Origin of the sequence: Micromonospora sp. NPDC047707 (genome assembly GCF_040704235.1) — a bacterium.
Taxonomy (GTDB): Bacteria; Actinomycetota; Actinomycetes; order Mycobacteriales; family Micromonosporaceae; genus Micromonospora.
In genome coordinates, this window is sequence record NZ_JBEYSU010000012.1 from 108,665 (window position 1) to 129,497 (window position 20,833).

The following is a 20,833-nucleotide window of genomic DNA, read 5'->3' on the forward strand; positions in this document are numbered from 1 at the left end:
GCGTCCGCCGGCCGCGTACCGCCGCCCCCGACCGGTCACCCCGCCGGTGGCCGCGACAGAAAGGTGTCCCCTTGTCCGTGGAGACGTTGCCGGAGCGGGATCTGACGGAGTCGTGGCTGGTGCTGGGCGGCCGCGAACTCACCTCCCGGCTCCTCGTCGGCATCGAGCAGTACACCGAGCCCACCGTGGTCCGGCAGGTGCTGGAGGTGACCGGGTCGCAGATCTTCATCACCACCGTCGACCCGGACAACCGCCGGTCCAGCCTCCTGCTGTCCGACCTGGACGACGAACTGCCGCTGGACCGCTACCTGTGGGTCGGCACCACGTCCTTCGCCCGGTCCGCCGACAGCGCGTGGCGGACCGTCGAGATCCTGCACGACTCGTACGGCATCGAGGTGTTCAAGCTCGACGTGCGCGACGGCACCAACCTGCCCGACAACCGGGCGACCGTCGAGACCACCGGCCGGTTGCGCGAGGCCGGCTACGAGGTGCTGCCCTTCATCCTGCCCGACCTGGACACCGCCCGCGCACTGGAGTCGCTCGGCTGCTCGGCGCTGCGGGTGATGGCCGCGCCGGTCGCCTCCGGCCGGGGCGTGCCCGACCCGGCGCCGATCCGCCGGATCATCGACGAGGTCGGCATTCCGGTGGTGGTCGAGGGCGGCCTGGGCAGTGCCCGGCACGTCACCCTCGCGATGGAGCTGGGCGCGGCGGCGGTGCTGGTCAACACCGCCCTTGTCCAGGCGAAGGAGCCGCTGACCATGGCCGCCGCCATGCGGCACGCCGTGGCGGCCGGCCGGCTGTCGTACCTCGCCGGCGCGATGCCCGGCGACGAGATCCCCACCACCTGAGAGGAGCATCCGTGGCCGTGCACGTGACCGTCCCGACGGTCTTCCGGCAGTTCACGAGCGGCGACAGACAGGTCACCGCGGACGGCGCGACCCTCGCCGACGTCCTGTCCGACCTGGCCGCCCGGCACCCGGGCCTGCACTCCCGGCTGGTCACCGACGACGGTCGGCTGCGCCGGTTCGTCAACCTGTACGTCAACGACGTCGACGTCCGCGAGAGCGGGCTGCTCGACACCCGCACCAACGACGGCGACGTGCTCGTCATCCTGCCCGCCATCGCGGGCGGGGCCGGGTGAGCATGCGCGAGTTCGCCGGTGTCCTGTGGGACCTGGACGGAGTCCTCATCGACTCGAGCCGGGCCGTCGTGGGGCTGTGGCGCCGGATCGCCGCCGGGTACGGGCGCTGGCCGGACCCGGCGGCGATCCGGCGTGACGTGCTCGGCTGCGCGCCCGAGCACACCGTCGCGACGCTCTTCGGGGACCTGCCGGAGGCCGACCGGCAGGACGTGCTGCGCCAGGTGCGTGAGGCCGAGCCGGCGCTGGACTTCGTCGCCGTACCCGGTGCGGTGGCGCTGGTCAGCGCGCTGCGCGACGCGGGCCTGCCGATGGCGCTGGTGACCGGGGCGTCCGACCGGCGGGCCCGGCGGGTGGTCCGCGAACTCGGCCTGGCCGGCGCGTTCACCGCGACGGTGACCTGGGGGGAGACCCCCCGGGGCAAACCCGCCCCGGACTGCTACCGGCTCGGCGCCGAACGGCTGGGCCTGGACCCGGCCGACTGCCTCGTGGTCGAGGACTCCCCCGGGGGCGTCCGCGCGGCGACGGCCGCCGGCGCCGCGAGCGTGGCGGTCGGCGAGGAGGAGGGCCTGACGGCCGCGGGCGCCACGTGGACCGCGCCCGCCGTCGCCGCGCTGCGCGTCGCGCCGGTCCCCGGCGGCGTCCGTCTGGACGTGGCCGGGACGGCCGCCGTCCTGCTCCGAGCCGCCCCGCCCGCGCCGCCGGGCCCGGTAGTGCCGCCCTCACCGGGGTCCGCGCCCGGGCGCGGGCTCCACCCGGCGTCGACCCTTCCGGGGGTACGCCGGTGAGCACCCCGCTGCGGGTCCTCTTCGCCACGTCGGAGGTGGCTCCGCTGGTCAAGGTCGGCGGGCTCGGTGACGTCGCCCAGGCGCTGCCGAAGGCGCTCGCCGCGCGCGGGCACCGGGTCGACCTGGTCCTCCCCGGGTACGCCGGCCTGCCCGCCGGCCGTCCGGTCGGGACGGTGCCGGTGGCGGCCGGCCGGGTCCGAGCCCGCTTCCACGTCACCGACCTGGGCGACCACGACGGGGTCCGGTACCTCACGCTCGGCTCCGACGCGCACCCGGACTGGGAACGGCCCGAGGGGTACGTGGAGCGCCACCTGGCCTCGTTCGTGCTCTTCTCCCGCGCGGTCGCCGAACTGGCCACCCACCCCGCCCACCGGCCGGACGCGGTGCACTGCAACGACTGGCACGTCGGCCACGTCCCCGCCGAGCTGCGCCGGCGACCCGCCGCGCCCCGCTCGGTGCTTACCATCCACAACCTCGCCTACCAGGGACTCTTCCCGTACGACAAGGCCACCGAGCTGGGTCTGACCGGCTACGGCACCGGCAACCTGCTGGCCCAGGGCATCCGGTACGCCGACGCGGTCACCACCGTCAGCCCGCGCTACCGCGACGAGACGCTCACCCCGGCGCACGGCTCGGGGCTGCATCATCTGCTGCGTTCCCGGGGCGGCGACTACCACGGCATCCTCAACGGGGTCGACTACCACCATTTCGACCCGTCGACGGACCGCTTCCTCCCGGCCCGTTACGACGTCGACGACCTGGCCGGCAAGGCGGTGAACCGGGCGGCGTTGCAGCGCGCCAGCGGCCTGCCGGTCGACCCGGACGTGCCGCTGTTCGCGTTCGTCGGCCGGCTGGTGCCGCAGAAGGGCGTCGAGGCGCTGCTGGAGGGCATCGACGAGATCGCCGCGCTCGGCATCCAACTCGTCGTGGTCGGCACCGGCGCCGGGTACGAGCGGGCGTTCGTCCGGGCCGCCCGCTGGCACCCGGGCGTCGCCTTCCACCCGGACAGCCGTGAGGCGGCCGCCCGCCTCGCGTACGCCGGATCGGACGCCTTCCTCGCGCCGTCCCGCTACGAGCCGTGCGGCCTGGCGCCGCTGATCGCCCTGCGCTACGGCTCGGTTCCGGTGGTGCGCCGGGTCGGCGGCATGGCCGAGACGATCGGCGAGTCCGGGCTGGGCATCGCGTACGACGGCGACCGGCCGGCCGACCTGGTCGCCGCCGTCCGCGCGGCGGTCACCCGGCACGCCGACACCGCCGGCTGGGCGGCGCTGCGCGACCGGGGAATGCGGGCCCGGTTCACCTGGGACGACGCGGCGCGGCGGTACGAGGCCCTCTACCGCCCCGCCGACTGACCGCACCGCCCCTGACGACCGAGAGGACGACACGCGCCATGCTGACCCGACGCAGCGGGATCCTTCTGCACCCCAGCTCCCTTCCCGGGCGGTACGGCGTCGGCGAGCTGGGTCCCGCCGCCGAGGAGTGGCTGGAGTTCCTGGCCGCGGCCGAGCAGTCGGTGTGGCAGCTGCTCCCGCTGAACCCGGTCGGCGCGGAGGGCTGCCCGTACCAGTCGCCGGCGACGCTGGCCGGCAGCCCGCTCTACGTCAGCGTGGACCGGCTGTGCGACGACGGCCTGCTCGACGCCGCGGACCTGGCCGCCGAGCCGGAGCTGCCGGGGGAGCGGGTCGACTATCCGGGGGCCCTCGCCGTGAAGCGGCGGCTCCTGGCCCGGGCGCACGCGGCCTTCACCCCCACCGCCGACTACCGGGCGTTCTGCCGGGACCAGGCCGGCTGGCTCGACGACTACGCCCGGTTCATGGTGCTGCGGGACCGCCACGGCGGCCCGTGGACGCGGTGGCCGGGGCCGCTGGCGCGCCGGGACCCGGCCGCCCTGGCCCGGCTCGACGAGAGCGCCGCCGACGACCTCGACCGGTACCGGTTCGAGCAGTACCTGTTCGCCCGGCACTTCGGGGCGGTCCGCGCCCGGGCCGCCGCGCTGGGCGTCGAGCTGATCGGCGACATCGCGATGTTCCCGGGCGTCGACAGCGTCGAGACCTGGTCCCGCCCGGACCTGTTCGACCTCGACGCCGACGGCCGGCCCGTCGCCGTGGCCGGCTTCCCGCCCGACGAGTTCAGCCACGAGGGGCAGGTCTGGGGCAACGCGCTCTACCGGTGGGACCGGATGGCCGCCGACGACTTCGCCTGGTGGGTGGCGCGGGTCCGGCGGATGACCGAGTGGTACGACATGGTGCGGCTGGACCACTTCCGGGGTTTCCTGCGCTACTGGGCCGTCCCGGTGCCCGGCCGGGCCGGCGACGGGTCCTGGCGCGACGGGCCGGGCCTGGCGCTGTTCCAGCGGCTCCGCAAGGACCTCGGTGAGGTGACCCTGCTGGCCGAGGACCTCGGGCCCGCCTCCGCCGAGGTGCAGCACCTGCGCGTCGACGCCGGCATCCCCGGCATGCGCCTGGTCCAGTTCGCGTTCGGCGGCGACGAGAACCAGCACCTGCCGCACCACCACCCGGTCGACTGCGTCGCCTACCCGGGCACCCACGACAACGACACCACGCTGGGCTGGTGGGCCGAGCGCAGCGCCGACGAGCGGTCCCGCGTGGAGCGCTACCTCGGCGGCATCGCCGACGGCATCTGCTGGTCGATGGCGCGGGCGGTGTTCGGCTCGGTGGCGTACCTCGCCGTGCTGCCGGTGCAGGACCTGCTGGAACTCGGCTCGGAGGCGCGTCTCAACGTTCCCGGCCGCGCCGACGGCAACTGGACGTGGCGGCTGCCACCCCGGGCGCTCAGCCCCGGGCTGGAGTTCCGGCTGCGCCGGCTCACCGAGACGTACGGGCGGGACCGGCGGGCGGCCAGCCGGCGGCCGAGCGGGTTCACCGGCTGATGGCCGCGCCGACCAGCACCTACCGACTGCAGGTCTCGCCCCGGTTCACCCTGACCGACGCCGCCGGCCTGGTCGACTACCTGGACCGGCTCGGCGTCGGCGCCGTCTACACGTCGCCGCTGCTGGCCGCCACGCCGGGCTCCGACCACGGGTACGACCTCACCGACCCCTTCGAAGTGGACCCAGACCGGGGTGGTGAGGCCGGCCGGCGCGAACTCGTCGACCGGCTCCGCCGGGCCGGGCTCGGCCTGGTCGTGGACGTGGTGTGCAACCACATGGGCGTCGCCGACGCCGCCGCGAACCCGTGGTGGTGGGACGTGCTGCGGCGCGGGCCCGGCTCCCCGTACGCCGGGTACTTCGACGTCGACTGGTCGGCCGGGCCGCTGCTGCTGCCGGTCCTCGCCGACGACGGCGACGGCGGGGCGGCCGCCGAGCGGGACCTGAAGGTCGTCGACGACACCCTGACCTACCACGAGCACCGGTTCCCGCTCGCCCCCGGCACCGGGACCGGTCCGGTCGGGGAGGTGCACGCGCGGCAGCACTACCGCCTCGTCGGCTGGCGCCGGGGGGTCGCCGAGCTGACGTACCGCCGGTTCTTCAACATCGACACGCTGGCCTGCCTGCGTACCGAGCGGGACGAGGTGTTCGACGCGGTGCACGCGCTGCCGCTGCGCTGGATCGCCGACGGGGAGGTCACCGGGCTGCGGATCGACCACCCGGACGGGCTGGCCGACCCGACCGGGTACCTGCGCCGGCTGCGGGCGGCCGCCCCGCACGCCTGGATCGTGGTGGAGAAGGTGGTCGCGGTCGGCGAGGACCTGCCGGCGACCTGGCCGGTCGACGGCACGACCGGGTACGAGGCGCTGCGGGAGATCTGCGGGGTGTTCGTCGACCCGGGCGGGCGCGACGGCCTGGCCGCCGCCGCGGGGCCCGCCGGCCGGACCCGGTTCCCGGCGGTGGCGCGGGCGGCCCGCCGGCACGTCGTCGACACCCTCCTCGTGGCGGAGACCCACCGGATCGTGGCGGCGGCCCGGGCGGTGCTGCCGGAGCAGCCCGCCGAGGCGGTGACCGACCTGGTCCGCGAGCTGCTGGTCGCGATGCCGGCGTACCGCGCCTACCTGCCCGCGCACCGCTGGACGCTGGACGAGGCGGTCACCACGGTGGCCCGGGAGCACCCCCGGCTGGCCGGGCCGGCCCGGCGCCTGCGCGACGAGATGGTGGCCCGCCCGGCGGGCCCGCTGGCGGTCCGCTTCCAGCAGAGCACCGGCGCGGTGAGCGCCAAGGGCGTCGAGGACACCGCCTTCTACCGGCACCAGGCGCTCGTGGCGCTCGGCGAGGTCGGCGGCGACCCGGACCGGTTCGGCGTGCCCCCGGCGGAGTTCCACGCCGCCAACGCCGCCCGGGAGGCGGCCCGGCCCGCGACGATGACGACGCTGTCCACCCACGACACCAAGCGCGCCGAGGACGTGCGCGCACGGCTGGCCGTCCTCAGCGAGCTGCCCGGCGAGTGGGCCGGACGGGTCCGGCGCTGGTCCGCCCGCTGTCCGGTCGGCGACCCGGCGGTCGAGCCGCTGGCCTGGCAGACCCTGGTCGGGGCGTGGCCGATCGGCGTGGACCGGCTCGCCGACCACCTGCTCAAGGTCGTCCGGGAGATGCGGACACGCACCGACTGGCTGCGTCCGGACCCGGCGTACGAGGGGCTGGTCCGGGACTGGCCGCGCCGGGTCGTCGCCCACCGGGAGCTGCTGGCCGAGGTGGCCGAGTTCGTGGGCCGGATCGCCCCGCCCGGCTGGTCCAACGCCCTGGGGCAGAAGCTGCTCCAGCTCGCCGGCCCCGGTGTTCCCGACATCTACCAGGGCACCGAACTGTGGGACCACTCCCTGGTCGACCCGGACAACCGCCGGCCGGTCGACTTCGCGCTGCGGCGGCGGCTGCTCGACCGGATCGAGGCGGGCTGGTTGCCGCCGGTGGACGAGACGGGGGCGGCCAAGCTGCTGCTCACCGCCCGGGCCCTGGGGCTGCGCCGGTCCCGCCCGGAGCTGTTCCGCGGCTACCGCCCGGTGAGCGCCGAGGGGCCGGCCCGGGCGCATCTGGTCGGCTTCCACCGGGCGCCCGGCCTGGCGGCGGTCGCCACCCGGCTGTCGGTGGGTCTCGCGGCGGCCGGCGGCTGGCGCGACACCCTGCTCACGCTGCCCGGCGCCGGATGGACCGACGTGCTCACCGGGCAGCGCCACGACACGCCGCACCCGCGCGTGTCGGACGTCCTGGGGTGGCTGCCGGTCGCCCTCCTGGTGCAAGGTAGGCAGTCATGAGCGGATCGACGGACATCACCGCACGCGGGCGGTCGACGGCGGCGCTGATCGGTGGGGTCGCCATCACCAACACCTCCATGGTGGGGGCGAGCACGGTCGCCACGTTGATCGGCGCGGACCGCCTCAGCGCCGCCTGGAGCGGCGTACCCAACGCCGCCGGCGTGGTCGGCACCGCCGCCGGCACGCTGGGGCTGGCCGCGTTGATGAGCCGGCGCGGCACCCGCCTCGCCCTCACCGCCGGGTACGCGGTGGCGCTGCTCGGCGCCGCTGTCGCCGGGTACGCCGTCGTCGCCGGCGCGATGGTCCCGTTCCTGCTCGGCATGGTGCTGCTCGGCGTGGGCAACGGGGGCGCGCAACTGTCCCGCTACTGCGCGGCGGAGCTGTACCCGCCGCACCGCCGGGGGTTCGTGGTCGGCCTGGTCGTCTGGATCGGCACGGTCGGCGCCATCATCGGCCCGAACCTGATGCAGCCCAGCAGCGCGGGCGCGGCCGCCGCCGGACTGCCCGCGCTGACCGGGCCGTTCCTGGTCGCCATGGTGGCCGCGGCCGGCGCGCTGGCCGCCTCGGCGGCCCTGCCCCGGCTGCGGATCGTGGCCCGGAGCCGGCCGGCCGGCCGGGTCCCCGGCACCGTGTGGCGGCAGCCGGCCGTGGTGACCGCGCTGAGCGCGATGGTGGCGGGCCAGGTGGCCATGGTGACGCTGATGACGATGACCCCGCTGTACATGCACGACCACCACCACGGTCTGGGCGCCGTCGGGCTCGTGCTCACCTTCCACCTGGTCGGCATGTTCGGGCTCGCCCCGCTGAGCGGGCAGCTGGCCGACCGGTTCGGCGGGCTGGTGGCGTCGCTGACCGGCGTCGGCGTGCTCGTCGTGTCGGTGCTGCTCGCGTCCCTCGGCCCGGCTCCGGGGCTGGCCCGGTTGAACGTGGCTCTCTTCCTGCTCGGGCTCGGCTGGAACCTCACGTTCGTCGGTGGCAGCAGCCAGCTCACCGGCGCGCTCGATCCGGCGTACCGGACCCGGGTGCAGGGCGGCGTCGACGCCGTGGTCTGGACCGCCTCGGCGGTGGCCAGCGTGGCGGCGGGCGCCGTGCTGGCGGCCGGCGGCTTCGCGGTGCTCGCCGTGGCCACCGGTGTGGTGGCGGTGCTGCCGGTGCCGCTGCTGCTGCGCGCGCTACGCCGGTCGCCCGAGCCGTCGGCGGGCCTGGTCGAGCGGCCCTCCGCCGCCCGCCGCTGATCGCCGCCACCCGTGGCCCGGCGGGCCGGGGCGCCACCACCCGTGGCCGGGCCGGCGGGTCGGGGCGGCCCGCCCGTGGCCGGGCCGCCCCACCCTCCTGCGCCGGGCCCGGTCAGCGCCGGTCCAGCTCGGCGAACTGGCCCGGCTCCCGGCCCGGGCCGGCCGGCCCGCGGTAGGCCTGGGCGATGTCCAGCCAGTGGTCGGCGACCGCGCCGGTCGCCCGCAGCGCCAGGTCGTCCCGGTGGCGGCGTCGGCAGACCAGCAGGCAGAAGTCCCACGCCGGGCCGGTCACCGTCTCCGTCGCGTCCTCCGGGCCGAAGGTCCACACCCGACCCGACGGCGCGGTCAGCTCGAAGCGCAGGGCCGCCTCCGGTGGTGTGAGCCCCCGGGCCAGGTAGCCGAAGTCCCAGGTGCGGGCGGCGAAGCCGACCAGGTGCCCGATCCGGTCGGTCGGCGTGCGGCGGACCTGGAGCGCGTCGGCGATGTCCTGCCCGTGCCCGAACAGCTCCATCATCCCCGCGGCGGCGAGGACAGCCGGCGGCAGCGGCCGCACCAGCCACGGCACCAACTGGGTGGGCGGCACCGCGGCGAGGGCCTTCTCGGCGGTGGTCCGCTCGGCACGCCACCGCTCCAGCAGCACCTCCGGCGGGTCGGCCAGGTACTCCGACAGGGCCGCCTCCACGTTGCCGTTGAAGTCGCCGCTGAGCCGGGACACCACCGCCGTGAAGGCGTCCGGCTGGGCCGCCGCCATCCCGGCCAGGCGGAAGGTGGCCGCCAGATGGGCGATCTGGTGCGCGACCGTCCACCCCGGAGCCGGGGTCGGCAACGCCCACCGCTCGGGGGCCAGCCCGGCCACCAGCCCGTCGACCTCCCTACCCTCGGCCACCAGGGCGGCCATCACGTCCTGCTGCTGATCGGTCACGTCGTACCCCTTCCGGTCGTCCGGCTGTCGAGGTGGGCGGGCCCGGGCTCGCCCGGCTCCGCCCCTGGGCTGGTCGGCGGCCCGCCGAACTCGGCCGGCAGGCGCCAGGCCCGCGGGCGGCGCGGGTCACGGACCGCCAAAAGGGTGACGGCGACCAGGACCACCACCGCGTTGACGAGGAGCAGCACCGCGCTGAGCGGGTCGATGCGGTGCGCGTGGGTGTCCAGGAGTTCGGCCGTGGCCCGGTCGAGCGCCGGCCCGGCCGGCGCCGGCGGGCGACCGGTTCCGACGCTGAAGCGCAGCGTCCCGCGGCTCTGGCCGCCGTCGCGGAGGCCGACGTGCCAGGCGACGGTCAGGTCTCCGGTCAGCCCGGCGGCGAGCGGCTGCCGTAGTGTCCGCCGCTCCGCCCGCTGCGGTTCCCCGGTGCTCACCACCGCCGCGTCGCCGTCGAGGACCGTGACGTGGGAGTCGGCGAGGTCCGGCTCGCCGGCGAAGGTCAGCTCGACCGCCGCCGGCGCCGTCGCGAGAGCCGCCCCGGCGGCCGGGTCGCTGCCGGCGAGCCGCTCGTCGGTGCGGGCGTCAGCCGGGCCGGCGAGCCGCTCGTCGGCGCGGGCGGCTCCCGGTGTCGCCGGGACGGCGAGCGCGGCCACGGCGACGACCGCCAGGACGCGCGTGACCCGGCCCATCAGGCCGGGGCCGGCGCCGCCGGCACGCCCAGGGCGCGCTTCTGCGCCGCCAGGCAACTGCACGACGCAGCGTGCAGCTCCGGGTCGGACGGGCGCAGGTGCCGGTACATCGCGATCACCATCGGGATGAAGACCACGCTGTTGTAGAACAGGTGCAGCTCGACCCGGCCGACGAGCAGTTGAACGACGCTGGTGGGCACCGCCTGGCCGAACAGGTACGTCCCGGTCTGCGCCTGCGCGAACAGCAGCAGGTGCTCGATGTGGTGCCAGAACTGGAGCGCCAGCGCCACCGTCCACCAGGTGCGTGAGCGGCCGGTGAAGCCGGGCCGCAGCAGGAACAGGCCGACCAGCATGACCAGCGCGTAGCCGTAGTGCAGCCATTCCGAGCTCACCAGCCACGGGAACCACTGCCCGAGGACGCCGCGGGACTGTGGCCGGGGCATGCCCAGCACCCAGATCTGGTACGCCTGCACCAGGTGCTCGGCCCAGTGTCCGATCACGATGGCCAGGTACGCGGTGAGCGCCGCCCGGTGGTGCCGCCCGTTGAGCCGGTGGATGAGACCCTCCCGACGCGAGGTGCTGCTGACGGTGGTCATGCGGAATCCGTCCCTCCTGGCTAGTGCTTTCCCGGCCAGGCTATCGACGCTTACGAACCGGTTCTTCTTCGAATTTGCGCAGTTTCCCGCAACGGTCGCCGCGCAATTCCCATCGCAATTTCCGCCGGTTCGTCACGAGCCCCGGGAGCCTTTCGGTGGGCCCGGGCGACCGCCGGCTGCGCACGTCCGAAGATGCGTCCCACGAGCGGCGGGCGCAAGCTGTAGCCGCGGAGAACGGTGCCGTGGGCGCGGAATCGGCCGTGCTGCTCCCGGCCGCCAGTCACGTTCCGCCCCGGCGCTGTCCGGCCACCCGGACCGGTTCTCCCGTCGCCTGATCCCGACGCATGTGAAAGGAGGGATGACCCGTGCACGACAGCGCCCAGGACGACGTGACGACAATGACGTTCGAAGCATTCGCCGACACCATTCTGCCGGGGGAGAAGCGCTTCCCCGGTGACGTCACCGTGGCCGGCGCGGCCATCGGTGGCGGCGCGGTCGCCTCCGGGGCCGTCGCGGTGCTCCGCACCGACGAGGGCGGCATGGCTCCCGCGCTGGACAACCTCGCCGAGGCGCTCAACGGGCACGCCGGCGGGTACGCGGCCGAGTGTGGTCTGAGCCTCGACCCCGCGGTGCCGCCGTTCGTCGCGCTCTCCTTCCCCGACCGCACCGAACTCGTCGCGCGGCTGACCGCACCCACCCATCCCGAGCGGGACATCTGGGTCAGCGTGGCGATGTTCAGCACGATCGCCTTCGACGCCGCGGCGCACCTGCACACCGTCGACGCGCTCGCCGCCGGGCATCCCGGGATGACGACGATGGGCTTCAAGCCGCCGCAGGCGGACGGCCTGTGGCGCTTCCCGGAGTTCTCCTACGGCCGGCAGCTCGCCCACCCCCACCCCGACACGACACCCTCAGGGAGCCCGGCATGACGGCCATCGAGAGCACCGACGTCGTGGTGGTCGGCAGCGGGTTCGGCGGCGCGATCACCGCGTACCACCTGGCCGCCGGCGGCGCCCGCGTGGTGGTGCTGGAGCGCGGGCCGTGGCTGACCGGGCAGGACTTCGACCAGGACTTCAAGTTCGGCGCGTCCTCCACCCGGGCCTTCGACTTCACCATCGGCGACGGCATGAGCGTGCTGGCCGGCAACTGCGTCGGCGGCGGCAGCGTCGTCTACTTCGCCGCGATGCCGCGCGCGCCGCGTTTCGTCTTCGAGCGGCACGGCAGCATCGGCCGGCGGATGTGGCCCGCCGCCATCAGCCGCGACACCCTCGAACCCTGGTACGACCGGGTCGCCGAGGCGCTGCCCGTCACCCGGCAGGACTGGCCGGACGTGCCGTACGCGGGCGGCCTGTGGGCGGCGGCCTGCCACCACGCCGGGCGTACCGCCAACCCGGTGCCGGTGGCGATCGACAACGAACGGTGTGTCAACTGCAACTGGATGATGTCCGGCTGCCGGTTCGACGCCAAGCGCTCGCTGCTGCTCAACTACCTGCCGGCTGCGATCGCGCACGGCGCCCGGATCCGGCCGCTGCACGAGGTGCAGCGGCTGGAGCGGACCGACGACGGCGGCTACCGCCTGCACTACACCGTGGTCGACGACGTCGACTACCGGGTCGAGGTGGGCGGCGGCGCGATCGACGCGAAGATCGTGGTGCTCGCCGCGGGCGCCGGGGCAACCCCGGTGATCCTGCAACGCTCCGCCGACACGCTCGGCCCGATGCCGGCCGCCGTCGGCCGCTACTTCTCCGGCAACGGGGAGCGGCTGAACACGGCGGTCGTCGACGAGGACCGGGTGCGTGCGGTGCTGGGGCTCAGCCGCTCCGACGGGGTGCCGTACGAGGCGTACCAGATCGGCAAGGGGCCCTGCGTGGCCACCTGGGACCGGCTCGACGGGTCGCTGCCGGAGTACCTCCGCTACTCGCTGGAGCAGCTCTACTTCCCGCCCGGCTTCGGCACCATCCTCGCCCAGGTGCCGGACGCGACCGGGCCCACCTGGTTCGGCGCGGAGAAGAAGGAACTGCTGCGCCACTGGAAGTCCTGGTTGACCATCTTCACGATGAGCGAGGACGACAACGAGGGCGTCTTCGGCCCGCCGCCGCCCACCGGCAACGCCGTCCGGGTCTCCCAGCAGATGCTGGGCCGGGGGGCGCTGCGCTACCGGCCCACGGAGAACACGCTGCGCGGGTGGGCCGCCTCCGACGCGGAGGTGCGGGACATCCTCGAACGCGACGGCCTGGCCCGCGTCATGCCGTGGACCAACGACGTGGTCGGCGCGTACACCGTGCACCCGCTGGCGTCCTGCCGCATCGGCGACGACCCGGCCACCTCGGCCCTGGACGACCGGCACGAGCTGCGCGGCCACCCCGGCGTCTTCGTCACCGACGGCTCGGCGGTGCCGGGTGCGCTGACGGTGAACCCGGCGATGACCATCGCCGCGCTGGCCGAGCGGGCGGTCCCCGCCATCGTCGAGGCGGCCCGGCAGCGCGGCGTCGCGGTGCGGTACGGCGCGCCCGCCCCGGACGGCGCGACCACCGCCCGGGACGCGGTGCTGCCCCTGGTCGTCGGCGGCCGGGCCGCCGGGTAGGCCGGCGGGGTCGGCGGGGTCGCTGTCCCCGACCCCGCCGACCGTGCCTCGACGCTGCGCCGCGCCCCGCCGAGCCGCCGGCAGCGGCGGGCGACGACAACGAGGAGGGCCACCGTGGTCAACAGGTTCGCCCGGGCCGCCGTCCGCCGCTCGCTGGGGCGGGTCCGGTACGTCCGTCCGGTCGCCCCTGCGTCGGCGCCGCCCGCCGTCCGCCGGGTGTACGACCCGCTGGAGCGCGAGTTCGGCGTCCTCGCCCCGCCGGTGGCGCTGCACGCGCCGCAGCCGCGGGCGCTGGCCGCCGCGTGGGTGATCCTGCGGGAGACGCTGGTGGCCCGGGGCCGCTGCACCCGCGCCGCCCGGGAGGCGGTCGCCGCGGCGGTCTCCCTCGGCAACGCCTGCCCGTACTGCGTCGACGTGCACACCTCCACGCTGCACGGCCTGGTCCGCGGGCCGGACGCCGCCGCCGTCGCCGCCGACCGCGTCGACGCCGTCACCGACCCCGCCGTCCGCGAGCTGGTGCGCTGGGCGCGGGGACCGGCCACCGGGGACCCGCCGCCGTTCCCCGACGACCATGCCCCCGAGCTGGTCGGCGTCGCGGTGACGTTCCACTACCTGAACCGGATGGTGAACGTCTTCCTGGACGGCTCGCCGTTGCCGCCGGCCGTGCCCGGCCGGCTGCGCGGCGGGGCCCGCCGTCTCCTCGGCGCGATGATGGGCCCGACCGCCCGCCGCGAGCCCCGCCCCGGCGCCGCGCTGGACCTGCTGCCGCCCGCGCCGCTCCCGCCGGACCTCGGCTGGGCGGCCGGAGGGCCGACCGTCGCGGCGGCGTTCGCGCGGGCGTCCGCGGCGGTGGACGAGCTGGCCGCGACCGCCGTTCCGGCCGCGGTGCGGGACCTGGTGGGGGAGCGGATCGCCGACTGGGACGGGAGCCCGCCGGGCATCAGCCGGGCCTGGGCCGGCGACGCCGTGGTCGGGCTGCCGCCGGCGTACCGGCCCACGGCGCGGCTGGCGCTGCTCACCGCGATGGCCTCCTACCAGGTCGACGACGACGTGGTGGACGACCACCGGCGCCGGGTGCCGGGCGACGCCGACCTGCTCGCCGTGACCGCCTGGGCCAGCCTCACCGCGGCCCGGCGGTTGGGCGCCCGGATGGCGGGGGCGCGGCGGCGGCCAGCCGACCGGCCTGGCGCGGGCTGATCCGGCCGGTCGCGGCCAGCCAGGACACCGTGTCGGCGATGGTCCGGTCGAACGGCACGGTCGCGCCGTCCAGCAGCCGGTCGGTGGCGGTGGTGTCCACCGGCCCGGCCACCGCGCAGGTGTAGATGGCGCCGTACTCGGCGGGCAGGTGGACCGGCGTGACGCGCTGCACCAGCCCGGCCAGCAGGCCCACCGGCAGCATCGCGGCGGCCGGCAGGCGCACCGCCGGTAGCGCCCGCCCGGTGACCCGGCGGAGCACGTCCAGGTACTCCCGCGTGTCCACGTAGCGACCCGGGCCCAGGTACCGGCGCGGGCCCCGCCCCGGCTGCAGCACCGCCGCGTGCAGCCGGGCCACGTCCCGGACGTCGCCGACCGGGAAGCCGCCCCGTGGCCACAGCGGCATCAGCCCGCGCAGGGCGTTGCGCAGCCGGGCGGTCTGATCGCCCAGGTGCGGGTCGTGCGGCCCGAGCGCCGCCAGCGGGTACGTCACGACGACCGGCGCGCCCTCGGCCTGGTGCCGCCGGGCGACCCGGTCGGCCCGTGCCTTGCTGTCCAGGTACGTCTCCCGGGGTGCGCCCACCTCGGCGTCGGGGGTGATCGGCGTCCGGTGGGCCGGCACCAGGGCACCGAAGCTGGAGACGTGCACCACCGGGTCCAGACCGGCGGCGACGGCGGCCCCGAGGACCAGCTCGGTGCCGCGGACGTTGACCGCCCGCATCCGGGCGTGGTCGCGGGTGTCGAAGCTGTACACCGACGCGGCGTGCAGTGCCGCGGCGCAACCGCGGACGGCGGCGGCCACCGCGTCCGGGTCGGTCACGTCGCCGGTGACCACCTCGACCGCCGCCGGCCCGATCCCCAGCGGTTCCAACGCCGCCGGGACCCGCGCGGGGTCCCGGACCAGCAGGCGCACCCGGTGCCCGGCGGCGAGCAGCGCCGCCACCGAGTGCGACCCGACGAAGCCCGTACCCCCGGTCACCAGCACCGTCATCGTGACCTCCTCCGGTGTGCGGCCCGTCCGGCGATTATCGGCGGGCGGACGGTGGCGGGTGTTCTCGCAACGTGCGGCGTTCGACCAGCACCGTCCACAGTCGACCGGCTGCGCAATCTGGAATATCCACACCGGGGGGACGATCCCGCATCCTTGGGTGAGTACGTCGTTACACACCGTCGCCGTGCGGCCGCGCCGCCGTGCCGTGGCCCGCTGGCGACACACAGGGGGAGGCAGGCAATGGTTGCCGGACGAATGGTCTCGTCGGTCGTCCAGCGCCAGGTCAGGTACGTCCGGCCGGTGCCCGCGCCGGAGGCCGCGGGGGTGGTCGGTGCGGTCTACGCCCAGGCCGCCGAGGAGCAGCGCATCGTCAGTCCTCCGGTGCTGCTGCACTCGCCGGCGCCGCCGGTCCTGGCCGCGTACTGGATGCTCATGCGGGAACCCCTGCTGGCCACCGGCCGTGCCGGCCGCCTGGCGAAGGAGGCGGTCGCCGCCGCCGTCTCGGTGGCGAACATCTGCCCGTACTGCGCGGACATGCACAGCACCGGCATGTACGACCTGAGCGACGCGGGTGACGCCGAGGCGATCGTCGCCGACCGGGTCGAGCAGGTGCGCGACGACGCGGTCCGGCAGGTGGCGGGCTGGGCCCGGTCGGCGCACCTCGCCGACCTGCCGGGCGCCGCCGACGCCCCGTTCGGGGAGGCGGACCGCCCCGAGCTGGTCGGCGTGCTGGTCTCCTTCCACTACCTGACCCGCATGGTCAACGTCTTCCTCGCCAACTTCCTGCTGCCGCCGGGCCTGGGGCCGGCCGCCCGGCGCCGGCTCAAGCAGGGCATCAGCCGGCTGCTCCGGCCGACGCTGCGTGAGCCGTACCCGCCGGGCCGCTCCCTGCCCCTGCTGCCGCCGGCGGACCTGCCCGCCGACGCCCGGTGGGCCGCCGGCAACCCGACGGTGGCCGCGGCCGTGGCCCGCTCCTACGCCGCCTTCGAGGCGGCCGGCGAGCGGACGCTCGCGCCGGCGGTGCGCGACCGGGTGCTCCGCCGACTGGACGACTGGCGCGGTGAGGAGACCGGACTCGGCCGGCAGTGGTGCGAGGACCTGGTCGCCGACCTGCCCGCCGCCGACCGTGCCGCCGGCCGTCTCGCCCTGCTCACCGCGCTCGCCTCCTACCAGGTCGACGAGGAGGTGGTGGGGGAGTTCCGCGCCCACCACCCCGACGACCGCAGCCTGGTGGAGGCCGCCGCGTGGGCGAGCTTCGTCGCGGCCCGCCGGGTGGGCAGTCACCACGTGCCGCGGGCGCGCCTCGCCGGCCGCTGACCGGTTCCGCAACGGCGGGCGCCCCCGGTGCGCCGCCCGCCACCGATCCCGGGGAGGATCCATGGCAACCGCAGTCGGTTCCGTGCGCCGCCTGCTGCTGGCGCCGGCCCTGGCCGAGGTCTCGTTCCGGCGGCGGGGCTTCCCGGCGACACCGTCGGCGACCACCGAGCGGCTGGAGGCGGTGCCCCGGGCGGTGATCTGCGGCTTCGAGTGGGGCGTCGACGCCCGCGAGCAGTGGGAGCTCGAACGGCGCCTGGAACTGGTGGACGAGGAACTGCGCGGCTTCGCGTACGAGGGCGCCACGATGGCGTGCACCGTGCTGGACGTCATGCCGGGCCGGTCCGACCGCACCCGCTCGCTCCTGCTCGGGCCCGGGCGGCCGCACGTGTTCCTGGCGTACATCGGCATCGGTTTCGCCATGGCCCGGCTCCCGCGGATCCTCTGGCGCAACGTGCTGCCGGACCTGACCGGCATCCCGTACCACCCGACGATGAGCTGGCTGGCCGTCGACGGGTACGGCTTCGACCGGGCCTACTTCGACACCGCCCGGGTCGTCGACCGGCAGGAGCGGCTCGCCCGGTACCCGTGGCAGGGCGCGGCGGAGTACTTCCCCCGCGCGGTGGACCAGGGGATCGGCCGTGCCCTGTGGTTCATCCACGGTGGACGCGTTCCCGACGTGGCGGCGGCGGTCGGCCGGTTCGCCGCCGGCCGGCACCCGGACCTGTGGAGCGGCGTCGGCCTCGCGGCCACGTTCGCGGGCGGCTGCGACGCCGGGCCGCTGCACCGTGCCGCCGGTGAGCACGCGCCGGACCTCGCCCAGGGCGCGGTGTTCGCGGCGAAGGCCCGCTCCTGGTCCGGGTGCGTCCCGGAGCACACCCGCGCGGCCCTGCTCGGGCTGACCGGGATGACCGTGGAGGCGGCCGCGGAGTTCGCCGACGAGGTGGCCGTCTCCGGTGCCGCCGAGGGGCGGGTGCCGCCGTACGAGATCTGGCGGAGCCGGGTGCGGGCGCGATTCCACGCGGCGCCGGCGCGCGGTTGACCGCGCCGCGTCCGCCGCCATTGGCGACGACGCCCGCGCATTGGTGGGTACCGGCACTTTCCGCTTCCGAAACAATTGCCAGAGGTCGTTTCTCCAATTCGCACAGTCGAAGAAGACATGACGCGTCGACCGCTGGCAGCATTTCATCCACAGTCGTCAGAGGACGAGCGCGTCCTCGGTTGGGGGAGACCGTGACCAGTGCCTGGCGTACGCTGAGACGTCGCATTCTCACGCCCGACATGTCCGCCACGAACCTCGACGTGCGCGGATTCAAGGCCAAGGATCCGGCGGCGCGGGAATTGCTCGAAACGATCGGGCGTACCTTTCTCACCGGCTATTCATACGCCGCCGAGACGCCCGAGCCCGGTCCGTTGTCGCAGCGGCTCGACCAGATCCCGACGCGATTTCGCGGGTTCGCGTACGAGGGCGCGGCGATGGCTCTGGCGGTGCTCGACGCGATGCCCGGCCGGAGCCGGCACGTGGCGCGGTTCCTCACCGGCCCCGGCGATTCCCACGTGTACATGGCGTACGTCGGGGTGGGCTGGGCGATGGCCCGGCTGCCCCGGTTCCGCTGGCGGACGCTGACCGCGCCCGACCCGCTGCTGCGCTGGCTGGCGCTGGACGGCTACGGCTTCCACCAGGCGTACTTCGCCACCGACCGGTACGTGTACGGCCAGTACCGGGAGCCGGCCTTCCCGTGGCCGCCCGGCGGCGCCCACCGGGGCTACGCCGACCGGGCGATCGACCAGGGCATCGGCCGGGCGCTGTGGTTCGTCTGCGGCACCGACGCCGAGCGGGTCACCGAAACCATCGAGGGCTTCGCGCCGGAGCGCCGGGCGGACCTGTACAGCGGCGCCGGCCTGGCGGCCACGTACGCCGGCGGTGCCGACGAGGAGGAGCTGCGGGCGTTCTGGCAGCGCGCCGGTGAGCACCGCACGCAGGTCTCCCAGGGCAGCGTCTTCGCCGCGTCGGCCCGGGTCCGGGCGGGGCTGGTGGTCCCGCACAACGAGGTGGCCACGCGGGCGCTGTGCGGCATGAGCGTGGCCGAGGCCGCCGACCTGGCCTACCTGCGCCGGCCGTCCGGCGAGGTGCCGGGCGGGCCGCCCGCGTACGAGGTCTGGCGGCTGGCGGTGGCGGACGAGTTCGTCGTGATCGGAAGGAACTGACAGATGTCGATGACAGTGGGATGGCTGCGCCGCCAGCTGGCCGGGGTGCTGGCCCTCGTGCTGATGGTGGGCCTGTTCTTCGCCTCCCGGCTGCCGTACGCCTCGGCCGACGAGCGGGAGGACCTGGCGGACCGGTACCGGTTCGCGCCGACGACGGTCTCGCTGCCGGGCGGTTTCCCGCAGCAGACCATCCGCCGGGTCAACCAGGACTACAAGAAGATCGACGCGTGGATCTCGTCGGTCGGCTCCGCGATCGCCATGAACGACCTCGACGGCGACGGCCTCGCCAACGACCTCTGCGTCACCGACCCCCGCACCGACCAGGTGAGCGTCACGCCGGTTCCCGGCCGCGGCGGCGACCGGTACGCGCCGTTCGCGCTGCGCCCGGACCCCCTGCCGATGACCACGCCGATGGCGCCGATGGGCTGCGTACCCGGGGACTTCAACGAGGACGGCCGGACGGACCTGCTGGTCTACCTGTGGGGCCGGACGCCGATCCTCTACCTCGCGAAGGCCGGCGTCACCGGGCTCTCCGCCGCCGCGTACCAGCCGACCGAGCTGGTGCCCGGCAACCCCGCCCGGTACGAGGGCCCGCTGTGGAACACCAACGCCGTCGCGGTCGACGACTTCGACGGCGACGGTCACGTGGACATCTTCGTCGGCAACTACTTCCCGCACAGCGCCGTCCTCGACGACACCGTCAAGGGCGGGGTACAGATGAACGACTCGATGTCCCACGGCGTCAACGGCGGCGAGGACTACGTCCTCCGCTTCACCGGGGGCACCGGCGGCGCCACCCCGACGGCCACCTACGAGCTGGTCGAGAACGTCCTGCCGTTCGCGGCGTCCAAGGGCTGGGCCCTCGCGGCCGGCGCCAACGACCTCGACGGCGACCAGTTGCCCGAGCTGTACGTCGCGCACGACTTCGGCCCGGACCGGCTGCTGCACAACCGTTCCACCCCGGGCAACATCAGGTTCGCGCTGGTGGAGAGCGCGGTCGGCCGCGCCCTGGTCCCCAGGTCCAAGCGGATCGGCGTCGACTCGTTCAAGGGCATGGGCGTCGACTTCGGCGACCTGGACCGCGACGGCCGGTACGACATGTTCGTCAGCAACATCACGACCTCCTTCGGCATCGAGGAGAGCCACTTCGCCTTCATCGACATGGCGAAGGACGACGCCGACCTGCGCCGGCAGTTCACCGCGGGCCGCGCCCCGTACACCGACCGGAGCGCGCCGCTCGGCCTCGCCTGGTCGGGTTGGGGCTGGGACGCCAAGCTGGCCGACTTCGACAACGGCGGCGAGCTGGTCGTCGCCCAGACCACCGGCTTCGTCAAGGGCGACGTGAACCGCTGGCCCCAGCTCCAGGAGCTGGCCACCGCCAACGACGAGCTGCTGCGGCACCCGCTGTGGTGGCCGAACGTCAACGCCGGCGACGACATCGGTGGCAGCCAGCGGCTGCACTTCTTCGCCAAGGGCCCGGACGGCCGGTACGTGAACCTCGCCGGCGAACTGGGCCTCGACATTCCGGTGCCCACCCGCGGCATCGCCACCGGTGACGCCGACGGCGACGGCCGGCTGGACTTCGCGGTGGCCCGGCAGTGGGACGAGCCGGTCTTCTACCACAACCAGAGCCCGTCGCCCGGCGCGTTCCTCGGGCTCCGGCTGATCCACGACGGCCCGGCCGCGCCGGCCGACGCCGGGCTGCCGGCACCGGGCTCACCGGTGGTGGGCGCCCAGGTGCGGGTGACCACCGCCGACGGGCGGACCTTCATCACCCGCGTCGACGGCGGCAGCGGCCACTCCGGCAAGCGCAGCCACGAGGCGCACGTCGGTCTGGGCCGGGACGTCACCGGCCCGGTCCGGGTGGACCTGCGGTGGCGCGACCGCACCGGGCAGGTCCGGCAGCAGGAACTTCAGTTGACCCCGGGCTGGCACACGCTGCGGCTCGGCTCCCAGGCCCAGGAGAGGTGAGCGA

Annotated in this window: 18 protein-coding genes; 14 read left to right on the top strand and 4 right to left on the bottom strand. The window is 75.4% G+C overall.

Annotation, left to right across the window (positions count from 1 at the left end; all coding sequences use genetic code 11):
• Positions 1-77: 77 nt before the first annotated feature.
• The 7 genes from AB0873_RS16040 to AB0873_RS16070 are packed head-to-tail and all read left to right on the top strand — an operon-like array spanning position 78 to position 8,363.
• A complete protein-coding gene (locus AB0873_RS16040; RefSeq protein WP_366600557.1) occupies positions 78-848 on the top strand; it encodes a HisA/HisF-related TIM barrel protein in 771 nt (256 codons plus the stop codon).
• An 11-nt stretch (positions 849-859) separates the two neighbouring features.
• On the top strand, positions 860-1,141 hold the full coding sequence (locus tag AB0873_RS16045; RefSeq protein ID WP_366600511.1) for a MoaD/ThiS family protein: 282 nt from the start codon (positions 860-862) through the stop codon (positions 1,139-1,141).
• Between the two features lie 2 nt (positions 1,142-1,143).
• On the top strand, positions 1,144-1,926 hold the full coding sequence (locus tag AB0873_RS16050; protein WP_366600558.1) for an HAD family phosphatase: 783 nt from the start codon (positions 1,144-1,146) through the stop codon (positions 1,924-1,926).
• The gene (locus AB0873_RS16055; protein WP_366600512.1) at positions 1,923-3,278 is read left to right on the top strand and encodes a glycogen synthase; all 1,356 of its coding nucleotides are present in this window, start codon (positions 1,923-1,925) and stop codon (positions 3,276-3,278) included. The genes AB0873_RS16050 and AB0873_RS16055 overlap by 4 nt, the downstream gene beginning before the upstream one ends.
• An 11-nt stretch (positions 3,279-3,289) precedes the next feature.
• Positions 3,290-4,816 carry a 4-alpha-glucanotransferase gene (malQ, locus tag AB0873_RS16060; RefSeq protein WP_366600559.1) on the top strand — a complete coding sequence of 509 codons (1,527 nt, stop codon included), beginning with the start codon at positions 3,290-3,292 and terminating at the stop codon, positions 4,814-4,816.
• The gene (treY, locus tag AB0873_RS16065; protein WP_366600513.1) at positions 4,816-7,128 is read left to right on the top strand and encodes a malto-oligosyltrehalose synthase; all 2,313 of its coding nucleotides are present in this window, start codon (positions 4,816-4,818) and stop codon (positions 7,126-7,128) included. The genes malQ and treY overlap by 1 nt, the downstream gene beginning before the upstream one ends.
• A complete protein-coding gene (locus AB0873_RS16070) occupies positions 7,125-8,363 on the top strand; it encodes an MFS transporter (protein WP_366600514.1) in 1,239 nt (412 codons plus the stop codon). Before treY ends, AB0873_RS16070 begins: the two co-directional genes overlap by 4 nt.
• 112 nt (positions 8,364-8,475) lie before the next feature.
• Here the strand turns inward: AB0873_RS16070 and AB0873_RS16075 are convergent, their stop codons facing one another.
• From AB0873_RS16075 to AB0873_RS16085, 3 genes are read right to left on the bottom strand one after another with little or no spacing between them, the layout of a single operon-like run.
• On the bottom strand, positions 8,476-9,261 hold the full coding sequence (locus tag AB0873_RS16075; RefSeq protein ID WP_366600560.1) for a TIGR03084 family metal-binding protein: 786 nt from the start codon (positions 9,259-9,261) through the stop codon (positions 8,476-8,478).
• Positions 9,262-9,281: 20 nt separating this feature from the next.
• The gene (locus AB0873_RS16080) at positions 9,282-9,971 is read right to left on the bottom strand and encodes a copper resistance protein CopC (RefSeq protein ID WP_366600515.1); all 690 of its coding nucleotides are present in this window, start codon (positions 9,969-9,971) and stop codon (positions 9,282-9,284) included.
• Positions 9,971-10,567 (bottom strand): hypothetical protein, encoded by a 597-nt coding sequence (locus AB0873_RS16085; RefSeq protein ID WP_366600516.1) that lies wholly within the window; start codon positions 10,565-10,567, stop codon positions 9,971-9,973. Before AB0873_RS16085 ends, AB0873_RS16080 begins: the two co-directional genes overlap by 1 nt.
• Positions 10,568-10,965: 398 nt before the next feature.
• On the opposite strand from AB0873_RS16085, the gene AB0873_RS16090 reads away from it, so the two are divergent.
• The 3 genes from AB0873_RS16090 to AB0873_RS16100 all read left to right on the top strand — a co-directional run bounded on the left by AB0873_RS16090 (position 10,966) and on the right by AB0873_RS16100 (position 14,348).
• Positions 10,966-11,496, top strand: a complete 531-nt coding sequence (locus AB0873_RS16090; RefSeq protein ID WP_366600561.1) for a DUF5987 family protein — start codon at positions 10,966-10,968, stop codon at positions 11,494-11,496.
• Positions 11,493-13,151 (top strand): GMC family oxidoreductase, encoded by a 1,659-nt coding sequence (locus AB0873_RS16095; RefSeq protein WP_366600517.1) that lies wholly within the window; start codon positions 11,493-11,495, stop codon positions 13,149-13,151. The genes AB0873_RS16090 and AB0873_RS16095 overlap by 4 nt, the downstream gene beginning before the upstream one ends.
• 114 nt (positions 13,152-13,265) lie before the next feature.
• Positions 13,266-14,348: a carboxymuconolactone decarboxylase family protein gene (locus tag AB0873_RS16100; RefSeq protein WP_366600518.1), complete on the top strand. Its 1,083-nt coding sequence runs from the start codon at positions 13,266-13,268 to the stop codon at positions 14,346-14,348.
• Here AB0873_RS16100 and AB0873_RS16105 read toward each other — a convergent pair.
• The gene (locus AB0873_RS16105) at positions 14,272-15,336 is read right to left on the bottom strand and encodes an NAD-dependent epimerase/dehydratase family protein (RefSeq protein WP_366600519.1); all 1,065 of its coding nucleotides are present in this window, start codon (positions 15,334-15,336) and stop codon (positions 14,272-14,274) included. The two genes, AB0873_RS16100 and AB0873_RS16105, sit on opposite strands and share 77 nt — an antisense overlap.
• A gap of 240 nt (positions 15,337-15,576) precedes the next feature.
• Between AB0873_RS16105 and AB0873_RS16110 the strand changes: the two genes are divergently transcribed.
• The 4 genes from AB0873_RS16110 (at position 15,577) to AB0873_RS16125 (ending at position 20,829) form a co-directional block, all read left to right on the top strand.
• Entirely contained in the window at positions 15,577-16,653 is a 1,077-nt protein-coding gene (locus tag AB0873_RS16110; protein WP_366600520.1) for a carboxymuconolactone decarboxylase, read from the top strand.
• A gap of 61 nt (positions 16,654-16,714) precedes the next feature.
• Entirely contained in the window at positions 16,715-17,692 is a 978-nt protein-coding gene (locus tag AB0873_RS16115) for a DUF1702 family protein (protein ID WP_366600521.1), read from the top strand.
• 191 nt (positions 17,693-17,883) lie between these two features.
• Positions 17,884-18,858 (top strand): DUF1702 family protein, encoded by a 975-nt coding sequence (locus AB0873_RS16120; protein ID WP_366600522.1) that lies wholly within the window; start codon positions 17,884-17,886, stop codon positions 18,856-18,858.
• A 3-nt stretch (positions 18,859-18,861) separates the two neighbouring features.
• Complete coding sequence (locus AB0873_RS16125; RefSeq protein ID WP_366600523.1) at positions 18,862-20,829, top strand: CRTAC1 family protein; 1,968 nt, start codon at positions 18,862-18,864, stop codon at positions 20,827-20,829.
• Positions 20,830-20,833: the final 4 nt, after the last annotated feature.